The organism is Caulobacter sp. DWR3-1-2 (assembly GCF_049896225.1).
Classification (GTDB): domain Bacteria; phylum Pseudomonadota; class Alphaproteobacteria; order Caulobacterales; family Caulobacteraceae; genus Caulobacter.
In genome coordinates, this window is record NZ_JAFCTW010000003.1 from 125,249 (window position 1) to 147,644 (window position 22,396).

24 protein-coding genes and 2 tRNA genes are annotated in these 22,396 nt (G+C 65.4%); 3 read left to right on the forward strand and 23 right to left on the reverse strand.

All coding sequences use genetic code 11. The features are described 5' to 3' along the window. The 21 genes from ACP696_RS05180 to ACP696_RS05280 are packed head-to-tail and all read right to left on the reverse strand — an operon-like array spanning position 1 to position 19,033. Positions 1-1,695 (reverse strand): ribonuclease J, encoded by a 1,695-nt coding sequence (locus ACP696_RS05180; protein ID WP_426011894.1) that lies wholly within the window; start codon positions 1,693-1,695, stop codon positions 1-3. Continuing rightward, positions 1,692-2,480, reverse strand: coding sequence for a type III pantothenate kinase (locus ACP696_RS05185; RefSeq protein ID WP_426012545.1), 789 nt, complete (start codon positions 2,478-2,480; stop codon positions 1,692-1,694). The genes ACP696_RS05180 and ACP696_RS05185 overlap by 4 nt, the downstream gene beginning before the upstream one ends. Next, complete coding sequence (locus tag ACP696_RS05190) at positions 2,477-3,229, reverse strand: biotin--[acetyl-CoA-carboxylase] ligase (RefSeq protein WP_426011895.1); 753 nt, start codon at positions 3,227-3,229, stop codon at positions 2,477-2,479. Before ACP696_RS05190 ends, ACP696_RS05185 begins: the two co-directional genes overlap by 4 nt. 1 nt (position 3,230) lies before the next feature. Beyond that, complete coding sequence (nuoN, locus tag ACP696_RS05195) at positions 3,231-4,670, reverse strand: NADH-quinone oxidoreductase subunit NuoN (RefSeq protein WP_426011896.1); 1,440 nt, start codon at positions 4,668-4,670, stop codon at positions 3,231-3,233. Positions 4,671-4,678: 8 nt separating this feature from the next. Then, on the reverse strand, positions 4,679-6,163 hold the full coding sequence (locus ACP696_RS05200) for an NADH-quinone oxidoreductase subunit M (RefSeq protein WP_426011897.1): 1,485 nt from the start codon (positions 6,161-6,163) through the stop codon (positions 4,679-4,681). A gap of 13 nt (positions 6,164-6,176) precedes the next feature. Beyond that, positions 6,177-8,273, reverse strand: coding sequence for an NADH-quinone oxidoreductase subunit L (nuoL, locus tag ACP696_RS05205; RefSeq protein WP_426043518.1), 2,097 nt, complete (start codon positions 8,271-8,273; stop codon positions 6,177-6,179). Between the two features lie 5 nt (positions 8,274-8,278). After that, positions 8,279-8,584, reverse strand: coding sequence for an NADH-quinone oxidoreductase subunit NuoK (gene nuoK, locus ACP696_RS05210; RefSeq protein ID WP_028037628.1), 306 nt, complete (start codon positions 8,582-8,584; stop codon positions 8,279-8,281). Continuing rightward, positions 8,581-9,216, reverse strand: a complete 636-nt coding sequence (locus tag ACP696_RS05215; RefSeq protein ID WP_426043519.1) for an NADH-quinone oxidoreductase subunit J — start codon at positions 9,214-9,216, stop codon at positions 8,581-8,583. The genes nuoK and ACP696_RS05215 overlap by 4 nt, the downstream gene beginning before the upstream one ends. Before the next feature lie 55 nt (positions 9,217-9,271). Next, positions 9,272-9,763, reverse strand: a complete 492-nt coding sequence (nuoI, locus tag ACP696_RS05220) for an NADH-quinone oxidoreductase subunit NuoI (protein ID WP_426012547.1) — start codon at positions 9,761-9,763, stop codon at positions 9,272-9,274. Then, the gene (locus ACP696_RS05225) at positions 9,763-10,017 is read right to left on the reverse strand and encodes a hypothetical protein (protein ID WP_426011900.1); all 255 of its coding nucleotides are present in this window, start codon (positions 10,015-10,017) and stop codon (positions 9,763-9,765) included. Before ACP696_RS05225 ends, nuoI begins: the two co-directional genes overlap by 1 nt. After that, the gene (gene nuoH / locus ACP696_RS05230) at positions 10,014-11,087 is read right to left on the reverse strand and encodes an NADH-quinone oxidoreductase subunit NuoH (RefSeq protein ID WP_426043520.1); all 1,074 of its coding nucleotides are present in this window, start codon (positions 11,085-11,087) and stop codon (positions 10,014-10,016) included. The genes ACP696_RS05225 and nuoH overlap by 4 nt, the downstream gene beginning before the upstream one ends. 4 nt (positions 11,088-11,091) lie before the next feature. Beyond that, positions 11,092-13,152 carry an NADH-quinone oxidoreductase subunit NuoG gene (gene nuoG / locus ACP696_RS05235; RefSeq protein WP_426043521.1) on the reverse strand — a complete coding sequence of 687 codons (2,061 nt, stop codon included), beginning with the start codon at positions 13,150-13,152 and terminating at the stop codon, positions 11,092-11,094. A 6-nt stretch (positions 13,153-13,158) separates the two neighbouring features. After that, positions 13,159-14,478, reverse strand: a complete 1,320-nt coding sequence (gene nuoF / locus ACP696_RS05240; protein WP_426011903.1) for an NADH-quinone oxidoreductase subunit NuoF — start codon at positions 14,476-14,478, stop codon at positions 13,159-13,161. 3 nt (positions 14,479-14,481) lie between these two features. Further along, the gene (locus ACP696_RS05245) at positions 14,482-14,751 is read right to left on the reverse strand and encodes a hypothetical protein (protein ID WP_426011904.1); all 270 of its coding nucleotides are present in this window, start codon (positions 14,749-14,751) and stop codon (positions 14,482-14,484) included. Next, positions 14,751-15,434, reverse strand: a complete 684-nt coding sequence (nuoE, locus tag ACP696_RS05250) for an NADH-quinone oxidoreductase subunit NuoE (protein WP_426011905.1) — start codon at positions 15,432-15,434, stop codon at positions 14,751-14,753. Before nuoE ends, ACP696_RS05245 begins: the two co-directional genes overlap by 1 nt. Before the next feature lie 10 nt (positions 15,435-15,444). Continuing rightward, positions 15,445-15,777 (reverse strand): nuclear transport factor 2 family protein, encoded by a 333-nt coding sequence (locus ACP696_RS05255; protein WP_426011906.1) that lies wholly within the window; start codon positions 15,775-15,777, stop codon positions 15,445-15,447. Beyond that, positions 15,774-17,027, reverse strand: a complete 1,254-nt coding sequence (locus tag ACP696_RS05260) for an NADH-quinone oxidoreductase subunit D (protein WP_426043522.1) — start codon at positions 17,025-17,027, stop codon at positions 15,774-15,776. Before ACP696_RS05260 ends, ACP696_RS05255 begins: the two co-directional genes overlap by 4 nt. Next, positions 17,024-17,425 (reverse strand): hypothetical protein, encoded by a 402-nt coding sequence (locus tag ACP696_RS05265; protein WP_426012549.1) that lies wholly within the window; start codon positions 17,423-17,425, stop codon positions 17,024-17,026. Before ACP696_RS05265 ends, ACP696_RS05260 begins: the two co-directional genes overlap by 4 nt. 2 nt (positions 17,426-17,427) lie before the next feature. Beyond that, the gene (locus ACP696_RS05270) at positions 17,428-18,084 is read right to left on the reverse strand and encodes an NADH-quinone oxidoreductase subunit C (protein WP_426043523.1); all 657 of its coding nucleotides are present in this window, start codon (positions 18,082-18,084) and stop codon (positions 17,428-17,430) included. Continuing rightward, positions 18,081-18,686, reverse strand: coding sequence for a NuoB/complex I 20 kDa subunit family protein (locus ACP696_RS05275; RefSeq protein ID WP_426011909.1), 606 nt, complete (start codon positions 18,684-18,686; stop codon positions 18,081-18,083). Before ACP696_RS05275 ends, ACP696_RS05270 begins: the two co-directional genes overlap by 4 nt. Beyond that, positions 18,656-19,033, reverse strand: a complete 378-nt coding sequence (locus ACP696_RS05280) for an NADH-quinone oxidoreductase subunit A (protein WP_426011910.1) — start codon at positions 19,031-19,033, stop codon at positions 18,656-18,658. Before ACP696_RS05280 ends, ACP696_RS05275 begins: the two co-directional genes overlap by 31 nt. 198 nt (positions 19,034-19,231) lie before the next feature. Here ACP696_RS05280 and ACP696_RS05285 point away from each other — a divergent pair. Then, positions 19,232-19,308: transfer RNA gene (locus tag ACP696_RS05285), tRNA-Asp, on the forward strand. An 80-nt stretch (positions 19,309-19,388) separates the two neighbouring features. After that, positions 19,389-19,465 (forward strand) — tRNA-Asp (locus ACP696_RS05290). Positions 19,466-19,528: 63 nt separating this feature from the next. Here ACP696_RS05290 and ACP696_RS05295 read toward each other — a convergent pair. Further along, positions 19,529-19,834 carry a UBP-type zinc finger domain-containing protein gene (locus ACP696_RS05295; protein ID WP_426011911.1) on the reverse strand — a complete coding sequence of 102 codons (306 nt, stop codon included), beginning with the start codon at positions 19,832-19,834 and terminating at the stop codon, positions 19,529-19,531. Between the two features lie 116 nt (positions 19,835-19,950). Between ACP696_RS05295 and ACP696_RS05300 the strand changes: the two genes are divergently transcribed. Continuing rightward, positions 19,951-20,967 (forward strand): LLM class flavin-dependent oxidoreductase, encoded by a 1,017-nt coding sequence (locus ACP696_RS05300; protein WP_426043524.1) that lies wholly within the window; start codon positions 19,951-19,953, stop codon positions 20,965-20,967. Between the two features lie 5 nt (positions 20,968-20,972). On the opposite strand, the gene ACP696_RS05305 is transcribed toward ACP696_RS05300, so the two are convergent. Beyond that, on the reverse strand, positions 20,973-22,196 hold the full coding sequence (locus ACP696_RS05305; protein WP_426011913.1) for a glycosyltransferase family 4 protein: 1,224 nt from the start codon (positions 22,194-22,196) through the stop codon (positions 20,973-20,975). Between the last annotated feature and the right edge of the window lie 200 nt (positions 22,197-22,396).

The window sequence follows — 22,396 nt, forward strand, 5'->3', positions numbered from 1 at the left end:
CTAGATGCGGAGGACCGTGGTCTCGACCACGGGTTTGCGTTCCCAGATGCGGAAAGCGGCCTTCTTGACGGCCCGCGAGATGGCGCTCTCGATGGCCTCGTCAATTTCGCGCAGGTCGTCCTTCAGGCGCTTGAAGGCGGTTTCGGCCTCTTCCGCCAGATCATCGAGCGCGTCGTCCAGCGGATATTCGGCGTCACCGGCCAGGCCCAGGCCGCGAACCTGCGGACCCGAGACGATGCGGCTCTTGCCGTCCAGCACGACCGAGACGGCCAGCATGCCGTTGAACGCCGCGTGACGGCGCTCGCGCAGGGCGTCGCCGTTCTCCGGCGTCACCACGCCGCCATCGACGTAAAGTCGACCCGACGGCACCTCGTCGATGATCTTGGGATGACCGGGGGCCAGCAGCACCATGTCGCCGTTGCGCGGGCTGACGGCGTGCGGCACTTGCAGGTCCTTGGCGAAGGCGGCGTGCTCGATCAGGTGGCGGCGCTCGCCGTGGGTCGGCACGGCGATGGTCGGCCGGACCCATTCGTACATCTGCTTTAGCTCGTCGCGACACGGGTGGCCGCTGACATGGATGCCGGGCGTGTCGCGTTCGGTGTGCAGGCGCACGCCGCGATCGGCCAGCTTGTTCTGCAGGTTGCGGATCGGAATCTCGTTGCCGGGGATGACCCGCGAGCTGAACACCACGTGGTCGCCCTGCGAAAGCTTGACGTGCGGATGGGTGCCCTCGGCGATCCGCGCGAGCGCGGCGCGCGCCTCGCCCTGGCTGCCGGTGCACAGGAACAGCACTTCGTTGTCGGGCAGGTACTTGGCCTGGTCGTCGGTGATGAACGGCTCCAGGCCCTCCAGCAGGCCGACGTGACGGGCCGCCGCAGCCATGCGGTGCATCGAGCGGCCAGCCAGGCAGACCTTACGGCCGGCGGCCTGGGCGGCGCGGATCACGGTGTCCATACGCGCCACGTTCGAGGCGAAACAGGCGACGGCGACCTTGCCGGTCAGGCCCTTGATCAGCTTGTTCATCGCCACGCGGACGTCGGCTTCGGAACCGGCCACGCCGTCGACGAACACATTGGTGCTATCGCAGACCATGGCCAGCACGCCCTCGTCGCCGAGGCGGCGCAGGGACTCGACGTCGGTGGCTTCGCCCAGCTGCGGGTTGGCGTCGATCTTCCAGTCGCCGGTGTGCAGGATCGTGCCCAGCGGGGTCTTGATCGCCACGCCGTTTGGCTCGGGGATCGAGTGGGTCAGGGTGATCATTTCCAGATGGAATGGACCCAGGTCGAAGCTGCCGCCCAACGGGATTTCGGTGATCGGCACCTGGCCGAGCAGGCCGGCGTCGCGCAGCTTCTCGCGCAGCAGGAAGGCGGTGAAGGGCGTGGCGTAGACCGGCGCCTTGAGGCGCGGCCACAGCCAGTGCACCGCGCCCAGGTGGTCTTCATGGGCGTGGGTCAGGACGATCGCGATGATGTCGTCCTTGTAGGCCTCGATGAATTCGGGATCGGGCAGGATGATTTCGACGCCGGGCGTCGTCTGATCGCCGAAGGTCACGCCCAGGTCGAGGACGATCCATTTGCGGTTATCGGCGGGGCCGTATCCGTACAGGTTAAAGTTCATGCCGATCTCGTTCGAGCCGCCGAGCGGCAGGAAGACGAGTTCGTCTTGGGGGGAAGGCTGGTCGGTATATTTGGTCATGGAGTCTCTAGATGGGTGTTGCGACGATGAATTTCGAGGAGACCACGGATGGTCAGATCTGAATCGAAGTGGTCGATGGTGTCGGTGGCGCCCTCGAACAGCGAGGCGACGCCGCCGGTGGCGACCACGGTCATGAGTTCGGCCCGTTCGGCCTTGATCCGGGCGACCAGGCCCTCGATCAACGAGATATAGCCCCAGAATACGCCCGATTGCATGGCGCTGACCGTGTCCGTGCCGACAATGCGGTTCTTGGCGGGACGCTGGATGGCGATGCGCGGCAGCTTGGCGGCGGCCTCGTGAAGGGCTTGCATGGAAAGATTGATGCCGGGGGCGATGATGCCGCCCTCGAACGCGCCGTCGGCGGCGACGATGTCAAAGGTGGTGGCGGTGCCGCTGTCGATGACGATCAGCGGGCCCGGATAGACCATGTGCGCCCCTACTGCGTTGACCAAGCGGTCGGCGCCGGCCTCGGACGGTTTGTCGATCCGCACATCGACGCCCAGCACGGCGTTCTCGCCGATCACCAGGGGCTCGACGTTGAAATAGCGGCGGCAGAGGTTGCGCAGATTGAAGATCGACTGCGGCACCACGCTGGAGATGATGCAGGCGTCGATGGCTCGGAAGCCCAGGCCCTGCATCGACAGCAACTGAGACAGCCATACAACATATTCGTCCGCCGTGCGCGTGCTCTCGGTGGCGGCGCGCCACTGGGCGATCCATTCGGCCCCATCATGGATGGCGAACATGGTGTTGGTGTTGCCCTGTTCGATGGCCAGCAGCATCAGGCAGCCCCTCCGAAAAAGACGTCGCCGGCGGTGATCCGCCGCAGATGGCCATCGGCCAGACGAAGCCGCAGGGCGCCGTCGCCGTCCAGGCCTTCGGCGACGCCCTCCAGGGTCTCGGCCCCCAGGCGGGCGACGCAGGGCTCGCCCAGGCCATGGGCCCGGGCGGTCCAGGCGTCGGCGATGGCTGGGAAGCCCAGGCGCTGCCAGACGTCATTCCAACGCGCGAAGGCCGCCGCGAGAACCTCGATCGCCTCGGTCGGCTTGGGCGGGGGCGCGAGCATGTGGGCCGGCAAGGCGGTGGCGGGACGCTCGCTCTCCACAGGGCCGCAGGCGAGATTCACACCGACGCCGACCGCAATCCACAGCCCGCCCGCAGGGCGCGCCCCGGACTCTACCAGGATGCCGCTGACCTTCAGACCCGCTAACAACGGATCATTGGGCCATTTGAGGCTGACCAGGCTGGCTGGAACGTAAGCGGCCAGCAGGTCGGCCACGGCCAAGGCGGCGACGAACGAGACCTGGGCGGCTTCAGCCGGCGGCTTGTCGGTCGAGAACAGCAAGGTAGCGGCGAGGTTCCCCTCGCCGGTCTCCCAGGCGCGCCCTCGCCGGCCACGACCGGCGCTCTGGCGCAGGCCGAGCAGCCATACAGGACCCGCCTCCCCCGCTTCCGCGCGGCGTCGGGCCTCGGCATTGGTCGAGTCGATCTCGTCCAGAACAACGACGGGCGCGGGCGAAAGAGCGCCCGTCACGTCACGCGTGGCCAAAGGCCGCCGCGGCGGCCCTGGCGGCGGGGTCCAGCCAGATCAGCGCCACCAGCACGACCGGGAACGAGAACAGCGCCGCGGCGAAGCCGATCGCGCGGGCGGTCGGTTGCGGCTTGTCAACCGCGCCCACGGGAGCGTCAAACCACATCGTCTTGATCAGGCGCAGATAGTAGAAGGCCGCGACCACGCTGCCGACCAGGCCCAACACCGCCGCCCATTGCAGCAGCACGTCGCCCGAGCCCATCGCGGCCTTGAACACGTAGAACTTGGCCCAGAAGCCCGAGAACGGCGGCAGACCCAGGGCGGACAGCGAGAAGGCGGTCATGGCCAGGGCGATGCCCGGACGTTCCTTCACCAGGCCGGCCATGTCCTCGATGGTCTCCATCGGCTTGCCGTCACGCGACAGGGCCTGGAGGCAGGCGAAGAAGCCGGTGACATCGACCATGTAGAGGGTCATGAACATCAGCATCGACTGCAAGCCGGTCTCGCCGCCGGTCGCCACGCCCAGCAGGGCGTAGCCGACATTGGCGATCGAGCTATAGGCCCACAGGCGCTTGAGGTTGTTCTGGGCCAGGCCGGCAAAGGCGCCGACGAAGACCGAGGCCAGGGCGGCGATCACCAGGATCTGGCGCCATTGGGCCACCGAGTCCGGGAAGGCGTCTCCCAGCACGCGGGCGAACATCATCATCGCCGCCAGCTTGGGCGCGGCGGCGAAGAAGCCGACCACCGGGGTGGGGGCGCCCTCATAGACGTCGGGCGTCCACATGTGGAACGGCGCGGCCGAGACCTTGAAGGCCAGGCCGCAGATCAGGAACACCAGGCCAAACAGCAGGCCCACGCCCTCGCCATGCTGCGATACGGCGGCGATGTCGGCGAAGCGGGTGGAACCCGCGAAACCGTAAATGAGCGAAGCGCCGTACAGCAGCAGACCCGACGACAGGGCGCCGAGCACGAAATATTTCAGGCCCGCTTCCGACGACTTGGCGTCGTCGCGGCGGAAGGCCGCCAGCACGTAGAGCGCCAGGGATTGCAGCTCGACGCCGATATAGAGGCTGATCAGGTCGCCGGCCGAGGCGGTGACTCCCATGCCCACGGCGGCCAGAATGATCAGCACGGCATATTCGAACTTCTGGTCGCCGCGCACGGCCAGCCAGCGGTCGCCCAGCACGATGGAGATGGCGCTGAACAGATAGATGGCGACCTTGGCGTAAGTGGCCCCGGCGTCGGCGGCATAGACGCCGTTGAAGGCGTGACCATGCGGCCCGACAACGGAGGCCACGGCGGCGGCCAGCAGGGCCAGGACGGCCGCGCTGGTGAACAGCGGCGTGGTCTTGCCCTGGAACGCGCCCCAGACCAGCAGCACCAGGGCCGAGACCCCGAGGATGACTTCGGGAAGAACCAGCGAGAAGTTGTCGGCGAACGTCATGATGTCCCTCACCCGCCCACGGCGGCGCGCCAGGCGCCGACGAGCCCGTCGACGGACGACGCGGTCAGGTTGAAGATGAGATTGGGATAAATGCCGAGCACCAGGGTGCCGATGATCAGCGGGGCGAAGATCAGGATCTCGCGCTTGTCGAGGTCGGTGATGGTCTTCAGGTCCGGATTGACGATGTCGCCGAACATCACGCGCCGATAGAGGTTCAGCGCATAGACCGCCGACAGGATCACGCCCATGGTGGCCACCAGAGCCGTCCAGGTCGAGGCTTGGTACGTGCCGGTCATCGTGAGGATTTCGCCGACGAAGCCCGAGGTGCCCGGCAGGCCGACATTGCCCATGGTGAACAGCATGAAGGTCGCGGCGTACCAAGGCATGCGGTTGGTCAGTCCGCCATAAAAGGCGATCTCGCGGGTGTGCATACGGTCATAGACCACGCCGACGCAGAGGAAGAGCGCGCCCGAGATCAGGCCGTGGCTCAGCATCTGGAAGATCGCGCCCTGCTCGCCCTGCACATTGCCCGAGAAAATGCCCATGGTCACGAAGCCCATGTGGGCGACCGACGAATAGGCGATCAGCTTCTTGATGTCGGTCTGACGGAAGGCGACTAGCGAGGTGTAGACGATGGCGATCGCCGACAGGGCGAACACCAGCGGCTGGAACAGCTGCGAGGCGTGGGGGAACATCGGCAGGCTGAAGCGCAGGAAGCCGTAGCCGCCCATCTTCAGCAGGATGCCCGCCAGGATCACCGAACCCGCCGTCGGCGCCTCGACGTGGGCGTCGGGCAGCCAGGTGTGGACCGGCCACATCGGCATCTTGACCGCGAAACTGGCGAAGAAGGCCAGCCACAGCCAGGTCTGCAGCCACGGGGCGAACCTGTAGTGCATCAGCTCCGGGATCGACGATGTGTGGGCGATGGCGATCATCGACAGGATCGCCGCCAGCATCAGCACCGAGCCGAGCAGGGTGTAGAGGAAGAACTTGTAGGCCGCATAGACCCGGCGCTTGCCGCCCCAGATGCCGATGATCAGGAACATCGGAACCAGGCCGCCCTCGAAGAAGAGGTAGAACAGGATCAGGTCCAGGGCGCAGAACACGCCGATCACCAAGGTTTCCAGAACCAGGAAGCAGATCATGTATTCCACGAGCCGCTTGTCGATCGACTTCCAGCTGGCGATCACGCAGATCGGCAGCAGGAACGCGGTCAACAGCACGAAAAGGATCGAGATCCCGTCCACGCCCATCCGATAGTGCAGGCCGGCGAACCAGGCCGCGTCTTCCACGAACTGGAAGCCGGGGTTCTTGGCGTCGAACTGGGCGACCAGCACAACGGACAGGGCCAGGGTGACCAAGGTGGTCGCCAGGGCGATCCACTTGGCCAGGTTGTCGGTCTTGGCGTTGTCGCCCTGCCGGGCTCGGACCGCCAGCAAGACGGCGACGCCGACGAGCGGGGCGAAGGTGGTGAGGCTAAGAAGGCCGGTCATGGATCAGTCCTCCCTAGCGGAACTTGACGAGAGCGAAGAGGAGCAATCCGGCGACACCAATCAGCATGACGAAGGCGTAGTGATAGAGGTAGCCGCTCTGCAGCCTGCCGGTGCGCCGGCCGATCGCATAAGAGGCGGCGCTGACGCCGTCTGGTCCGAAACCGTCGATCAGCTTTTGGTCGCCGCCCTTCCAGAACAAGTCGCCGAGGAATTTGGTCAGGCGCACGAAGGTGGCCTGATACAGCTCGTCGAAGAACCACTTGTTGTAGAAGAACACGTAGAGCGGGCCGTTGCGGGCCGCGAGCGCAGCGCCCAGCCGCTCATTACCCTTGATCAGATAGACCCAGACGGCGATGGCCAGGCCGAGGATCGAGGCGATCAGCGGGCTGTACTTCACCAGTTCAGGCACTTCGTGGGCTTCGTGCAGAACGTGGTTGGTCGGGGCGTTGTAAATCGCGCCGCGCCAGAACTCGACTTGGTCGTGACCGACGAAGTAGTCGACGAACACGAAGCCGGCGAACACCGCGCCGATCGACAGGACGATCAGCGGGACCAGCATCACCCAGGGGCTCTCGTGCGGCTTGTGATCATGGCCGTGGCCGTGGTCGTGATGCCCATGGACGCCATGAGCATCGTCGGCCAGGGGCTCGTCATGGGTCTCGTCGTGCACGCCGTCGCCGTGCGCATGGTCCGCCTGGGCGTCGCGCACGTGATGGTCGTCATGACCCCAACGGGCTTTGCCGTTGAAGGTGAAGAAGGCCAGACGCCAGGAGTAGAATGAGGTCAACCCCGCCACCAGCACGCCGATCACCCAGGCAAACAGCGCCGTCGGATTGGCGCGGCCGGCCGCGAAGGCCGCCTCGATGATGGTGTCCTTGGAGTAGAAGCCGGCAAAGCCCAGTTCCAGCGGCGGGAAGCCCAGGCCGGTGATGGCGATCGTGCCGATGGTCATGGCGATGAAGGTCACGGGCAGCAGCTTGGCCAGGGCGCCGTACTTTCGCATATCCTGCTCGTGGTGCATGCCGTGGATCACCGAACCGGCGCCCAGGAATAGCAGCGCCTTGAAGAAGGCGTGGGTGAACAGGTGGAACATCGCCGCCTGATAGGCGCCGACGCCGGCCGCGAAGAACATGTAGCCCAGTTGAGAACAGGTCGAATAGGCGATAACCCGCTTGATGTCGTTCTGGGTCAGGCCGACCGTGGCCGCGAACAGGGCGGTGATCGCACCGATCACCGTGATGATGTTCTTGGTGATCGGGGCATATTCGAACATCGGCGACAGCAGGCACAGCATGTAGACGCCGGCGGTGACCATGGTCGCCGCGTGGATCAGGGCCGAGACCGGTGTCGGGCCTTCCATGGCGTCCGGCAGCCAGGTGTGCAGGAAGAACTGCGCCGACTTGCCCATCGCGCCGATGAACAGCAGGAAGCAGGCGATATCGACGAGCGGGAAGCTGTGGCCCGCGAACTCCCAGCTACGCGAGGCGCTGGCGGCGATCATCGGGAACAGTTCGTGGAACTGGATCGTGCCATAGGCCCAGAAGGTGGTCATGATGCCTAGGGCGAAACCGAAGTCCCCCACCCGGTTGACGACGAAGGCCTTGATGGCGGCGGCGCTGGCGGTCGGCTTCTTGTACCAAAAGCCGATCAGCAGGTACGAGGCCAGGCCCACCCCTTCCCAGCCGAAGAACAGCTGCATGAAGTCGGCGGCGGTGACGAGCGCCAGCATCGCGAAGGTGAACAGCGACAGATAGGCGAAGAACCGCGGCTTGTCCGGGTCCTCGGCCATGTAGCCCCAGCTGTAGATGTGCACGAGGGCCGAGACCGTGGTGACCACGATCAGCATCACGCACGACAGGGCGTCGATGCGGATCGACCAGTTGGAGACGAAATTGCCCACGTGGATGAAGGGAAGCAGGTCGACCGTGAAGGCCTCCATGTGTCCCCAGGTCCACTGGCTGAACACGTACCAGCTCAGGGCGCAGGCCAGCAGCAAGCCGCCCGTGGTGATAGCTTGCGAGACGATGTCGCCGATGCGGCGACCGAACAGGCCGGCGATGATCGCGGCGAGCAGCGGCGCGAAGACGATGAGGGTGACGAGAGTCTGCACTGCGATCAGCCCTTCATCACGCTGGCGTCGTCGACCGCGATGTCGCCGCGGTTACGGAAGAAGGTGACCAGGATGGCCAGGCCGACGGCGGCCTCGGCCGCCGCGACGGTCAGCACGAACATGGCGAAGATCTGCCCCGTCACGTCGTGCAGATAGACCGAGAAGGCCACCAGGTTGATGTTCACCGCCAGCAGGATCAGCTCGATCGACATCAGGATGACGATGATGTTCTTGCGGTTCACGAAGATCCCGAAGACGCCGATCGTGAACAGGATCGCGGCGACGACGAGATAATGAGACAGGCCGATCATTCGCTGATCCCCTCGCCGGGCTTGATCTGCACGATTTCCATCCCGGTCTTGGGCGTACGAGCGATTTGCTTGCCGATGTCCTGGCGCTTGACGCCCGGCTTGTGGCGCAGGGTCAGGACAATGGCGCCGATCATGGCGACCAGCAGCACCAGGCCCGCCAATTGGAAGAAGAATATGTAGTCGGTGTAGAGCACCCGGCCGATCGCCTCGGTGTTGGGCACGCCGACCGGCGAGGCCATCGGGCCGGCCAGCTTGGCGGCCGCGCCGTCCGTAGCGACCTTCACCGCGATCACGATCATCTCGACGGTCAGGACCCCGGCCACGATGGCGCCGATCGGCAAGTACTGGGCGAAACCCTGTCGCAGCTGCGCGAAGTCGACGTCGAGCATCATCACGACGAACAGGAACAGCACCGCGACCGCGCCCACATAGACGACGATCAGCAGCATCGCCAAAAACTCCGCGCCCAGCAGGACGAAGAGGCCGGCGGCCGAGAAAAAGGCGGTGATCAGGAAGAGCACCGAGTGCACGGGATTCTTGGCCGAGACGACGAGAAGACCCGCCGCTATCGTCGCGAACGCCAGCAGATAGAAAGCTATCGCCTGCAAGGCAGGTGCTCCCGTTAAAACCATAAACCAACGCCGTGCCGGATGGCCCGCCGCCTACCTTCGGAATCGCGCCCGTCCTTTAACGGTAGGGCGCGTCCAACTCCAGATTCTTTGCGATCAACCGTTCCCAACGATCGCCGTTGTCGAGCAGCTTTTCCTTGTCGTAGTAGAGCTCTTCGCGCGTCTCGACGGCGAACTCCAGGTTCGGCCCTTCGACGATGGCGTCCACCGGGCAGGCCTCCTGGCACAGGCCGCAATAGATGCACTTGACCATGTCGATGTCGTAGCGGGTCGTGCGGCGGCTGCCGTCGTCGCGCGGTTCGGCCTCGATGGTGATGGCCTGGGCCGGACAGACGGCTTCGCAAAGCTTGCAGGCGATGCATCGCTCTTCGCCCGACGGATAGCGACGCAGGGCGTGCTCGCCGCGGAACCGGGGCGACTGCGGGCCGCGTTCGTTCGGATAGATCACCGTTTTCTTCGGGGCGATCATGTACTTCATGGCCAGGCCGAAGGCGCCCGCGAAGTCGAGCAGCGCCACGCCTTTCACGGCCTGGGAAATGCGTTGCATCATCATGGACGCTGCTTACCCTTTGAAATCACACAGGTGTAGTTCGAAAGCTGGGTGGGGTCGCCCCCGTCCTGCTTGGATTCAATCTTTCCGCCATCGGCGACGCATTGCGCGCTGTCGCGGCGCAGCTGGTCATAGCTGACCACGCCGCGGCCCAGCGAGTACGACGTCTTGGCCGAGGCCACGTCATCGGTCGCGCAGCTCGCCACGGTGAAGCCAAGACCGATGAGGACCAGAAGGGCGGATTTGGCGATCACGTCTGCAGCCCGAACACGCGCCAGGCGCTGACCAGCATCACCAGCACCAGCGACATCGGCAGGAACACTTTCCAGCCCAGGCGCATCAGTTGGTCATAGCGGTAGCGAGGCACGATAGCCTTGGCCATGGCGATGAAGAAGAAAGCCACGACGATCTTGAAATAGAACACCAGAGCCAGCAGGAAATTGACCAGGAACGGCGGCCAGCCGGCTGTAAAGCCAATGGGGAAGCCCGGGTTCCAGCCGCCGAAGAACAGCACGCTGATCATCGCGCACATCAGCACGATGTTGGAATATTCGGCGACCATGAAAAGCAGGTACGGGGTCGAGCTGTATTCCACCTGGTAGCCGGCCACGAGCTCGGATTCGGCTTCCGGAAGGTCAAACGGAGGGCGGTTGGTCTCGGCCAGGGCCGAGATGAAGAACATGCCCATGGCGATGATCATCACCGGGGCCAGGATCATGTTCTTCAGGCCGTGGCCACCAAACACGTTCCAGTTCCAGATCCAGCCAGCCTGTTGGTCGACGATGGAGCTGAGGTTCATGGTGCCGGCCAGCAGGATCACCGTGATGATGATCAGGCCGATCGACACTTCGTACGACACCATCTGCGCCGCCGAGCGCAGGGCGCCCAGGAACGGGTACTTCGAGTTCGAAGCCCAGCCGCCCATGATGATGCCGTAGACGCCCAGCGAGCTCATCGCCAGCAGGTACAGGATGCCGACATTGAGGTTGGAAACCACCCAACCCGGCGCGAACGGGATGACGGCCCAGCCCACAAAGGCCAGGACCAGGCTCAGCAGCGGGGCCAGCAGGAAGATGACCTTGTCGGCGCCGGCCGGGATGATGATTTCCTTCAGCACGAACTTGCCGAAGTCGGCGAAGGACTGCAGCAGGCCGAAGGGGCCGACCACGTTGGGACCCTTGCGCATCTGCACGCCGGCCCAGATCTTGCGGTCGGCGAGCAGCAGGAAGGCCAGGCTCAGCAGGACCCAGACCACCACCAGCAGGATCCCGCCGGTGGTCAGCAGGGTCCAGGTCACGGCCGGATTGGAGAAGAAAGCACTCACCGGCCTACTCCGCCGCGATCTTGGCGGCGCCGGAGGCCACGGCCGCACATTCGGCCATGGTCACGCTGGCGCGCGCGATGGGATTGGTCAGGTGGAAGGCCTTGATCGAGCCTTCATACGGCGCGTCCGCAAGCTCGCCGTCGCCGCCCAGGCCGGACAGGTCAAACACCGTCGGGATCGAGCCCGGGGCGAAGTCGATCTGGCCGAAGGTCGGGTGGTCGGCGAACAGCTTGGTCCGCAGTTGGTCCAGGCTGTCATAGGGCAACTTTGTCCCGACATGCTCCGACAGGGCCCGCAGGATCGACCAGTCTTCCTTGGCCTCGCCCTTGGGGAACACCGCCCGCTCGCCCATCTGGACGCGGCCTTCGGTGTTCACATAGAGGCCGTTCTTCTCGGTATAGGCGGCCCCTGGCAGGATGACGTCGGCCTTGTGGGCGCCGGCGTCGCCATGGGTGCCCAGATAGATCTTGAAGGCGTCCGAGGCGGCGGTCTCGCACTCGTCGGCGCCCAGCAGGAACAGAACGTCCAGCGCGCCCGGCTTGAGCATCTGGCTAGCGGTCAGACCACCCTCGCCCGGCACGAAACCCAGGTCCAGGCCGGCCACGCGCGCGGCGGCGGTGTGCAGCACGTTCCAGCCGTTCCAGCCTTCACGCACCACGTTGAAGCTCGTGGCGACAGCGGCGGCGGCCTTCAGCACGGCGGCGCCGTCGGTGCGGGTCAGGGCGCCTTGGCCGATGATGATCGCCGGGCGTTGGGCGTTCTTCAGGGCAGCGACGAAGTCGGACTGGCTGTCGGCCAGGCCCGACAGGGTCTGAGAGCCGGCGCCGAGATAGTCGTAGTCATAGGTCTGGTCGCCGCGCTCGCCGATCACGCCGACGCGCAGCTTGCCGGCGATCCACTGCTTGCGCAGGCGGGTGTTGAGCACCGGCGCCTCGACCTTGGGATTGGCGCCGACCAGCAGGATGACGTCGGCGTTCTCGATACCGGCGATGGTCGAATTGAACAGCCAGCTCTCTCGCGGGCCATTGCCAAGGGTCAGGCCGTCCTGGCGGGCGTCGAGGTTCTTGACGCCCAGGGCGGTGAACAGGTCCTTGGTCGCCTTCAGGCTCTCGGCGTCCTGCAGGTCGCCGGCGATGACGCCGATGCGTTCGGGCGACGTCGCCTTGATCTTCGCGGCCACAGCGGCGAACGCCTCGCCCCAGCTGGCGGGCTGCAGCTTGCCGGCGACGCGGACATAGGGACGGTCCAGACGCTGGCGCTGCAGGCCGTCGACGGCGTAGCGGGTCTTGTCGGAGATCCACTCCTCGTTGACGTCCTCGTTGACGCGCGGCAGCACGCGGAGCACGGCATTGCCACGGGCGTCGACGCGGATAGCCGAGCCCAGGGCGTCCATGACGTCGACGCTCTCGGTCTTCTTCAGCTCCCAGGGCCGCGCCTCGAAGGCGTAGGGCTTGGAGGTCAGGGCGCCGACCGGGCACAGGTCGATGACATTGGCGCTAAGCTCGGACGTCACCGCCGCGCCCAGATAGGTGGTGATCTCAACGTCTTCGCCGCGCGAGATCAGGCCGATCTCCGGCGAGCCGGCCACCTCGGTGATGAAGCGGACGCAGCGCGTGCACTGGATGCAGCGGGTCATCGCGGTCTTGATCAGCGGGCCCATGGCCTTCTCTTCGACCGCCCGCTTGTTCTCGTGATAGCGGGTGTCGTCGCGGCCATAGCCCATGGCCTGGTCCTGCAGGTCGCACTCGCCGCCCTGGTCGCATATCGGGCAATCCAGCGGGTGGTTGATGAGCAGAAACTCCATCACCCCTTCGCGGGCCTTCTTGACCATCGGGGTCTTGGTGAAGATTTCCTGGCCCTCGGCGGCCGGCAGGGCGCACGACGCCTGCGGCTTGGGCGGGCCGGGCTTCACCTCGACCAAGCACATCCGGCAGTTGCCGGCGATGCTCAGGCGCTCGTGATAGCAGAAGCGCGGGATCTCTTCCCCGGCCAGTTCCGCCACCTGCAGAACCGTCATGCCGGGCTCGAACTCGACCTCGACGCCGTTGACCTTGGCGATAGCCATAATCGTTTACTCCGCCGCGATCAGGCTGGCGCCCTGCACGTGCAGGCGACCGGTGCGATAGGTTGCGATCCGGTCTTCGACCTCGTGGCGGAAGTGACGGAACAGGCCCTGGATCGGCCAGGCGGCCGCGTCCCCGAGAGCGCAGATCGTGTGACCCTCGACCTGGGTCGTGACGTCCAGCAGGGTGTCGATCTCTTTGGGATCAGCCTCGCCGGTGGCCATGCGCTCCATGACCCGCCACATCCAGCCCGTGCCTTCGCGGCACGGCGTGCACTGGCCGCAGCTCTCGTGCTTGTAGAAGTAGCTGAGGCGGGCGATGGCGCGGACCAGGTCGGTGTCCTTGTCCATGACGATCACGGCGGCGGTGCCCAGGCCTGACTTCAGATTGCGCAGGGCGTCGAAGTCCATCGGCAGATCTTCGCACTGCTCGGCCGGGATCATCGGCACGGACGAGCCGCCCGGGATCACGGCCTTCAGGTTGCCCCAGCCCCCGCGAACGCCGCCGCAATGGTCTTCCATCAGCTGGCGGAAGGGGATGCTCATCGCCTCTTCCACGTTGCAGGGCTTGTTCACGTGGCCGCTGACGCAGAACAGCTTGGTGCCCGCATTGTTGGGACGGCCAAAGCCGGCGAACCAGCCGGCGCCGCGGCGCAGGATCGTGCCCGCGACGGCGATGCTCTCAACATTGTTGACCGTGGTCGGCATGCCGTAGAGGCCCGCGCCGGCCGGGAACGGCGGCTTCAGGCGCGGCTGGCCCTTCTTGCCTTCCAGGCTTTCCAGCAAGGCCGTCTCTTCGCCGCAGATATAGGCGCCGGCCCCGTGATGGACATAGAGGTCGAAGTCCCAGCCGTGGACATTGTTCTTGCCCACCAGCCGCGCGTCATAGGCCTGCTTGATGGCGGCCTCGAGCACTTCGCGTTCGCGGACATATTCGCCGCGAATATAGATGTAGCAGGCGTGGGCCAGCATGGCCCGCGAGGCGATCAGGCAGCCTTCGATCAGCAGGTGGGGATCATGGCGCATGATCTCCCGGTCCTTGCAGGTGCCCGGCTCGGATTCGTCGGCGTTGACGACCAGATAGTGCGGACGACCGTCCTTCACTTCCTTGGGCATGAACGACCACTTCAGGCCGGTGCCGAAGCCCGCCCCGCCCCGGCCGCGCAGGCCGGAGTTCTTCATGTTGTCGATGATCCAGTCGCGACCCGCGTCCAGGATATCCTTGGTGCCATTCCAGCAGCCACGCGCCTTCGCACCCTCGAGACCCCAATCCTGGAGCCCGTAGAGGTTGGTGAAGATGCGATCCTTGTCTTCGAGGATACCGACCATGACTCAGCTTTGCGGATCGAATGGATGGGCGCGCACATAGCGCGTCCGACGATAGATGACATAGGCGAAAAGCAACCAGGCGGCGCCAATCGTCACAAGACCCGTGGGTACGGCCCAGGCTGGCGCCCCGGCGACCTGCCGACCCCAGATCAGCAGCAGCACGCCGATCAGGCTGGCCATCATCCCGACGGCCCGTTCGCCCCGATAAAGACCCCGGAGGGTCTTCACATAGGCCACGCGCTTCTGGACGAGGACGGGGTCGGCGGCGATCATCAGGCGGCGGGCTCCGGCGCCGGGGCCGGGGCCGCCGAGGGCAGGTTCGGGATCGTGATCCTCTGGGCCAGCGAGCCGTCGTACAGCGAAGGATCGATCAGGGTCTGGATCGCGCCCTTGGGCTCCGAGGCCTTGCGGCCGTCATAGCTGCCCGGCTGCGGCGACTTGCCGGCGGCGAAGTCGTCGAGGATCTGGGCCAAGCTCTCCGGCGTCAGGTCTTCGTAATAATAGTCGTTGATGGCGGCCATCGGCGCGTTGCAGCAGGCGCCCAAGCACTCGACCTCTTCCCAGCTGAACTTGCCATCGGCCGAGACGTCATTGGCTTGCCCGATCTTGGCCTTCAACACCGCCTTGAGATCCAGCGCGCCGCGCAGCTGGCACGGCGTGGTGCCGCACAGCTGAACGAAAGCGAGCTTGCCGACCGGCTGCAGTTGGAACATCACGTAGAAGGTCGCGACCTCCAGCACGCGGATGACCGGCATGGTCAGCTGGCGGGAAATCTCCTGGATGGCGGGCTCGGAAACCCAGCCCTCCTGCTTCTGCGCCAGCCACAGCATCGGGATCACCGCCGACTGCTTGCGCTCGGCGGGATATTTGGCGATCCACCAGTCGGCCTTGACCTGGCTCTCGATCGAGAACGCGAAGCTGGCGGGTTGTTCCTTGGCGAGGCGACGGACACTCATTGGGGGGCGATCATCGGGCGAAATCCACGCGGGCGATCTTGCCGCCCTTGAAGGTGTAGATGGCGGCGACCTGGAAGGGCGGCTCGCCGTTGCCGCGGTCGACGTGTTCGTGATCGATCACGTTCGCGCCCACCACGATGCGGTTGAGAAGCTTGGCCTGGTTGCCGGGGAAGTCGGCGAAGGTCTTGGCGTAGAAAGCGCGATAGGCCTCGATGCCCGAGCGCGCCACCTCTCCGTTCAGCGTGGCGACCACCACGTCATCGGCGAAGTGGGCGCAGTGCGCGTCCAGATCCTGGGCGTTATAGGCGTCGAGCTGCGCCTGGACGATTGCTTCCAGGCTCAACGGTCGACCTCGCCGAACACGATGTCGAGCGACCCCAGGATCGCCGAGACGTCGGCCAGCTGGTGGCCGCGGTTCATCCAGTCCATGGCCGCCAGGTGCGAGAAACCGGGCGCCTTGATCTTGCAGCGATAGGGCTTGTTGGTGCCGTTGCTGACTAGGAACACGCCGAACTCGCCCTTGGGCGCTTCGACGCAGGCATAGACCTCGCCTTCCGGTGTGCGGAAGCCTTCGGTGTAGAGCTTGAAGTGATGGATCAGGGCTTCCATCGACCGCTTCATCTCGGCGCGACGTGGCGGCGCCACCTTGTTGTCCTCGGTCATCACCGGGCCGGGCGTTGCGCGCAGCTTTTCGATGGCCTGCAGGATGATCTTGGTGGACTCTCGCATCTCCTGCATCCGGCACAGATAGCGATCGTAGCAGTCGCCGTTCTTGCCCAGCGGGATGTCGAACTCGAAGTCGCTATAGCCCTCATAGGGCTGGTTGCGGCGCAGGTCCCAGGCGATGCCCGAGCCGCGCACCATCACGCCCGAGAAGCCCCAGGCCAGCGCGTCTTCCTTGGTGACCACGCCGATGTCAACATTGCGCTGCTTGAAGATGCGGTTGTCGGTGATCAGGCCTTCGATGTCGTCGCAAATCTTGGGGAAGGCCTTGGCCCAGGTCTCGATGTCGTCGATCAGCGAGGGGGTCAGGTCCTGGTGGACGCCGCCGGGGCGGAAATAGTTGGCGTGCAGGCGCGAGCCCGAGGCGCGCTCATAGAACACCATCAGCTTTTCGCGTTCTTCGAAGCCCCAGAGCGGCGGCGTCAGGGCGCCGACGTCCATGGCCTGGGTCGTCACGTTCAGCAGATGGTTCAGCACCCGGCCGATTTCGCAGTACAGCACGCGGATCAGGCTGCCGCGCTTGGGTACGTCCACGCCCAGCATCTTCTCGATGGCCAGGCAGAAGGCATGCTCCTGGTTCATCGGCGAAACATAGTCGAGGCGGTCGAAATAGGGGATGTTCTGGAGGTAGGTGCGGGCCTCCATCAGCTTCTCGGTGCCCCGATGAAGCAGGCCAATATGCGGATCGACGCGCTCGACGATCTCGCCGTCCAGCTCCAGCACCAGGCGCAGCACGCCGTGCGCGGCCGGGTGTTGCGGGCCAAAATTGATGTTGAACTTCCGAACGGGCGTTTCCGGGATGGTCGCCGGAAGCGTCGCTTCATCACGGAAGAAGTCGGTCGCCGCAGCGGGCGATGTTTGGCCGGTCATGGCGTCTCGCCTTCCTTACGCGGTTCGATACTGAGCGAGACGAGCAGCCCGGCCATCAGCAGGACCACGCCAAGCAGCGTGATGATCGTGGTGGCCACGCTCCACGACTGGCTGATAGCGGCCTGCGAAAGGGGCAAGGCCAGCAGCACGGAGGACGCCCCGAGCAGCGCGCTGCGCAGCTCGGCCACTTCCATGCGCCGGATGCTGGCGCCGATCGCCAGGGTGATGACCGAGATCATGATCGCCACTCCCAGCATCTTGTTCTGCTCGGCTGAGATCACCGGCGCCTTGGTGAACCAGCCGGTCAGCCTCATGCCGATCGTCATCAGGAAGGCGGTCGAGAACGCGACCAGAAAGAACGCGGTGGCGGAACGAAACGTCGGTCGACGTAAACCCATGATCAAGCATCCCCTGCTCTCTTTTCAGCTTTCTCATCGCCGGGCAGGGCATACTTGGCGCCCTCCCAAGGCGAGAGGAAATCGAACGCACGGAACTCGGTAATCTTCACAGGTTCATAGACGACGCGCTTGAGCTCGTCGTCGTAACGAACTTCCACATAACCGGTCATGGGGAAGTCTTTCCGCAGCGGGTGGCCGTGGAAACCGTAGTCGGTCAGGATCCGGCGAAGGTCGGGGTGACCCTCGAAGAAGATCCCGTACATGTCGAACGCCTCGCGCTCGAACCAGTCAGCCACCGGGAACACTGGCGTGGCGGACGGAACGGGGGTGTCCTCGTCGGTCTGGACCTTGAAGCGGACGCGGTGGTTCTTGATCAGCGACAGCAGGTGATAGACGACGTCGAACCGACGCTCGCGCTCCGGATAGTCGACGCCGCACAGGTCCGCCAGCTGGTGAAAGCGCAGGTCCGCGTGATCGCGCAGATAGGTCAGCGCCTGCACCACCCGGTTGGATGGGCCCAAAAGGTTCAGCTCGCCGAACGCCACGTGGAAGGTGGTGATCGCGCCGCCCGAATTGGTGACGATCATTTGGCCTAGGGCTTCGAGCGGCGACAAAGCGACTTCGGCAGCGACGGTCTCGGCAGGAACAACGTCGGTCATCGCTCGATCGTCCCCGTACGACGGATCTTCTTCTGCAGCTGCAGCACGCCATAGACCAGGGCCTCGGCGGTGGGCGGGCAGCCCGGCACATAGATGTCGATCGGCACGATCCGGTCGCAGCCGCGCACGACGCTGTAGCTGTAATAGTAGTAGCCGCCGCCATTGGCGCAGCTGCCCATCGAGATGACGTAGCGCGGCTCGGGCATCTGGTCATAGACCTTGCGCAGCGCCGGAGCCATCTTGTTGGTCAGGGTGCCGGCGACGATCATCACGTCCGACTGGCGCGGGCTGGCCCGGGGCGCGAAACCGAAGCGCTCCAAGTCATAGCGCGGCATGGCCGAATGCATCATCTCGACGGCGCAGCAGGCCAGACCGAAGGTCATCCACATCAGGCTGCCGGTACGGGCCCAGGTGATCAGGTCGTCAGCAGCGGCCGTGACGAAGCCCTTGTCGGCCAGCTGGCCCGACAGACCGTCGAAATAGGGGTCGTGCAGCTTGGGGTCATAGCCCTCGACCGTCGACCGGCCGGCGGAGCCAGCAGGAACGAGAGGCGAGCTGTTGGCGGGAACGATCACTCCCATTCGAGGGCGCCCTTCTTCCATTCGTAGATGAAGCCGACGGTCAGCACGCCCAGGAAGCTCATCATCGACCAGAACGCGAAGGCCGCCACGTCGTGCGGCAGCTTCATCAGCGAAACCGCCCACGGGAACAGGAAGGCCACTTCCAGGTCGAAGATGATGAACAGGATCGAGACCAGGTAGAAACGCACATCGAATTTCATGCGCGCATCGTCGAAGGCGTTGAAGCCGCATTCGTAGGCGGACAGCTTTTCAGGGTCCGGCGCCCGAGGCGCAAGCACCGCGGCGGCGAGGATAAAGGCGATGCCGATAACCGCCGCAATCCCGAGGAAGATCACGATCGGCAGATATTGGAGAAGGAAGGCGTTCATGACAGCCCTTGGCTTGAATCGAGCGGGTTGTAGCCCACTGCCGCCGACGCTTCAAACGCCTGCGACACATTGAGAAACGATCGCAACAATTATTCACTCACAGCTTCCACGACATGGCCGTTGACACACCCATCAGCGCGACATATCAGACGCCCCTCGCCGCACGGCGGGTCGCACTTCGCTTCGGCGAGGTCCAATGCGGATGTAGCTCAGTTGGTTAGAGCGCCGGCCTGTCACGCCGGAGGTCGCGGGTTCAAGTCCCGTCATTCGCGCCACCTTCCCTGAAGTTGGACGCTGCCCACCCTGAAGGCTTGTCCATGGACGACCGCGCCGGACAGTTCTGTTCGCGCCCGACGCGGATGTAGCTCAGTTGGTTAGAGCGCCGGCCTGTCACGCCGGAGGTCGCGGGTTCAAGTCCCGTCATTCGCGCCACCTTCTCCCTCCCGCGCCCTGAAGTCCAAAGCCGATCTAGGCGGTTCGTCGCTTACCAGCCCCTCAGTAGTAGCGCGGGATCGGGCCCGGATGCGGGGTCGGCGCCTGGAATTCGAAGAACACCTCATCCACAAAGCACCAACCCCAGCCTTCCGGCGGATCGTAACCCTCGGTCATCGGATGGCGCGTGGCCTTGAAATACTGGGTGGCGTGCTTGTTCTTCGACTGGCCGCAGCAGCCGACGTGACCGCAGGTCCGGCAAAGGCGCAGGTGCAGCCATGCGTCGCCGGACTTCAGGCATTCTTCGCAGCCGTGGGTCTGGGGCGTGACGACGGCGTTACCGTCCAGATGCTTGCAGTTCAGCGCCAAGATCGACCCCGCTCGCCGCGTGCGCAGCCCTGGAGAGTAGTGCGCGGGTCGGGCGCGTTCGCCTAGCGCGATCCGCGCGCCTTGAGGTTGGGCCTTCGCATCACGATCTAGCCTGCATGTCGCACGCTCATTCCTTGCCCTTTTCCGTCCTCGATCTGGCCCCGGTCCCGCAAGGAATCAGTGTCGGCCAGGCCCTTCACAACAGCCTGGACCTGGCCCGCCACGCCGAAGGCCTTGGCTATCACCGCTACTGGCTGGCCGAGCATCACAACATGCCGGGCATCGCCAGCGCCGCCACGGCCGTGGTGATCGGTCACGTGGCTGGCGGCACCAAGACGATTCGGGTCGGATCGGGCGGCGTCATGCTGCCCAACCACGCCCCCCTTATGGTGGCCGAGGCCTTCGGCACCCTGGCCGCGCTCTATCCCGGCCGAATCGATCTGGGCCTCGGTCGCGCGCCGGGCACCGACCAGCCGACCATGCGCGCCCTGCGCCGTTACATGGGCGCCGTCGATTCGTTCGCCCAGGATGTGGTCGAGTTGCAGGCCTGGTTCAAACCCGCTGTTCCGGGTCAATTGGTTCGCGCCGTGCCTGGCGAAGGCCAGGACGTGCCGCTTTGGCTGCTGGGCTCCAGTACCTACAGCGCCCAACTGGCGGCGGCGCTCGGCCTGCCCTTTGCCTTCGCGGCCCATTTCGCGCCGGATCAGCTGATGGAGGCCATCGCCATCTATCGGCGCACCTTCAAGCCGTCCGAGGCCCTGGCCCAACCCTATGTCATGATTTGTATCGGGGTCTGCGCGGCCGACACCGACGCCCAGGCGCGCCGGCTGTCCACCTCGTCCCAGCAGCAGTTCCTGGCGCTGCGGCGCGGCCAACCCGGGCTGTTGCCGGCCCCGGTCGACGACATCCGGGCCATCGCGTCGGAAGCCGAACTGGCGGGCCTGGATCATACCTTCCGCTATTCGGCGATCGGCTCGCCGGAAACCGTCCGCGCCAAGGTGCAACAGGTTCTGGACGCCACGGGCGCCGACGAACTGATGGCCGCCTCACAGATCCACGATCACGAGGCGCGCCGACACTCCTATGAGATCCTGGCGCGGGTCCGCGGCGACCTGGTCCAGGCCGCCGCCTAACGTTTCTATTGCGGGGGAAAGGTGTGCTCGACGGGATCGGCAAAGGCCGAGCAGCCGGTGAGGCCGCCATAGATCGCCGACAGCTTGCGGAACACCGGGTCCCAACCGTGTCGCTCCTCGGCCCGCAAGCGCGCGGCCTGGCCCAGGGCCGGCAGGTCGCGCGCGAACACCGACTCGATGGCTTCGGCGAAGACGCGGGCTTCCGACGCGGTGGCCAGGGCGCCGACGGTCTCGTCCACCGACTCGGCCACGCCGCCGGCGTCCACGCCGATCACTGGCAGGCCGCAGGCCATGGCCTCCAGCACGATGAGCCCGAAGGGCTCATTGTCATTGGCGTGCACGAAGGCATCGCAGCTGGCCAACACCGCCGCCAGGCCCTGCGGGTCGCGCTCATAGTCCAAACAGATCACCCGGTCGCTGGACGGCGCCCCCGCCCCCGCGCCGACGAACAGCAGCACATAGGGGTCGCCCAGGCGCTCCACGGCCTCGACCAGCACGTCCAGCTTCTTTTCCTTGGCCGGCCGCCCGGCGAACACCAGGATGCGGTGACGGCTGGTCAGGCCCAGCCTGCGCCGCAGAGCCTCGCGGTCGCCCCGTGCGGGATTGAAGATCTCTGTATCGACGCCGAGCGGCAGGCCAATGGCGTTCTTGACGCCAGCCTCGATCAGCCGTCCGGCGATGAACTGGCTGGGCGCCACGGCCTGGTCGAACTGGCTGTAGATGGCCGCCCAGCGCTTCTGCACCGGCTTTTCGGCCCATTCGCCGATGTGGAGCGCGGCGAGCGCTCCAAGGTCGGTGTGGCAGAAGCCCACGACCGGAACACCCAGGGCGTCCCCCGCCTTCAGGGCCGCCAGACCCGGCGTATACGGATCGCCGGCCTCGATGATGTCTGGCCGCTGACGAATCAGCCGCTCCATCCAGGCGCCCTTGACCACCGGCCAGCGGTAGCCATCGCCAAACGGCAGGGGCGCGGCGTAGATCGACACCCGGCCATGGCCGTCGTGCGCGTCGCGCGGCCCAGGCACCACCAGGGTGTGACGAACCTGGGGGCGATTCGCCGCGATCCAGGCGCGCTTGCAGTTCAGATAGCGCCGCACCCCGCCGCTGCGGGGGGCATACAGCATGGTCGTATCGACCAGTCGAACTGGCTTTCCACCGGGCCGGGCGGCCCGAAACAGGGATTGTTCAGCCTCGTTGAACGCCGAGAGCGGATCAAACCTCAAATCCATAACGCCGGAACCTCGCTTGTCGCCCTCGATCGCAGCGACGGCCGTAGAGCCTTTAAGGCACTCACGGGGACGGAGGTTCCTCCGAAGCTGGACCGCTGTCTAGCGGTCGCAGCGCGACGCGGCGAGACAGCCGCCGCCGGGGTGCTTTTCGGACGGGCCGTTGACGCTTATGGCAGGGCTCGACAGTACCGGGTAGGCAG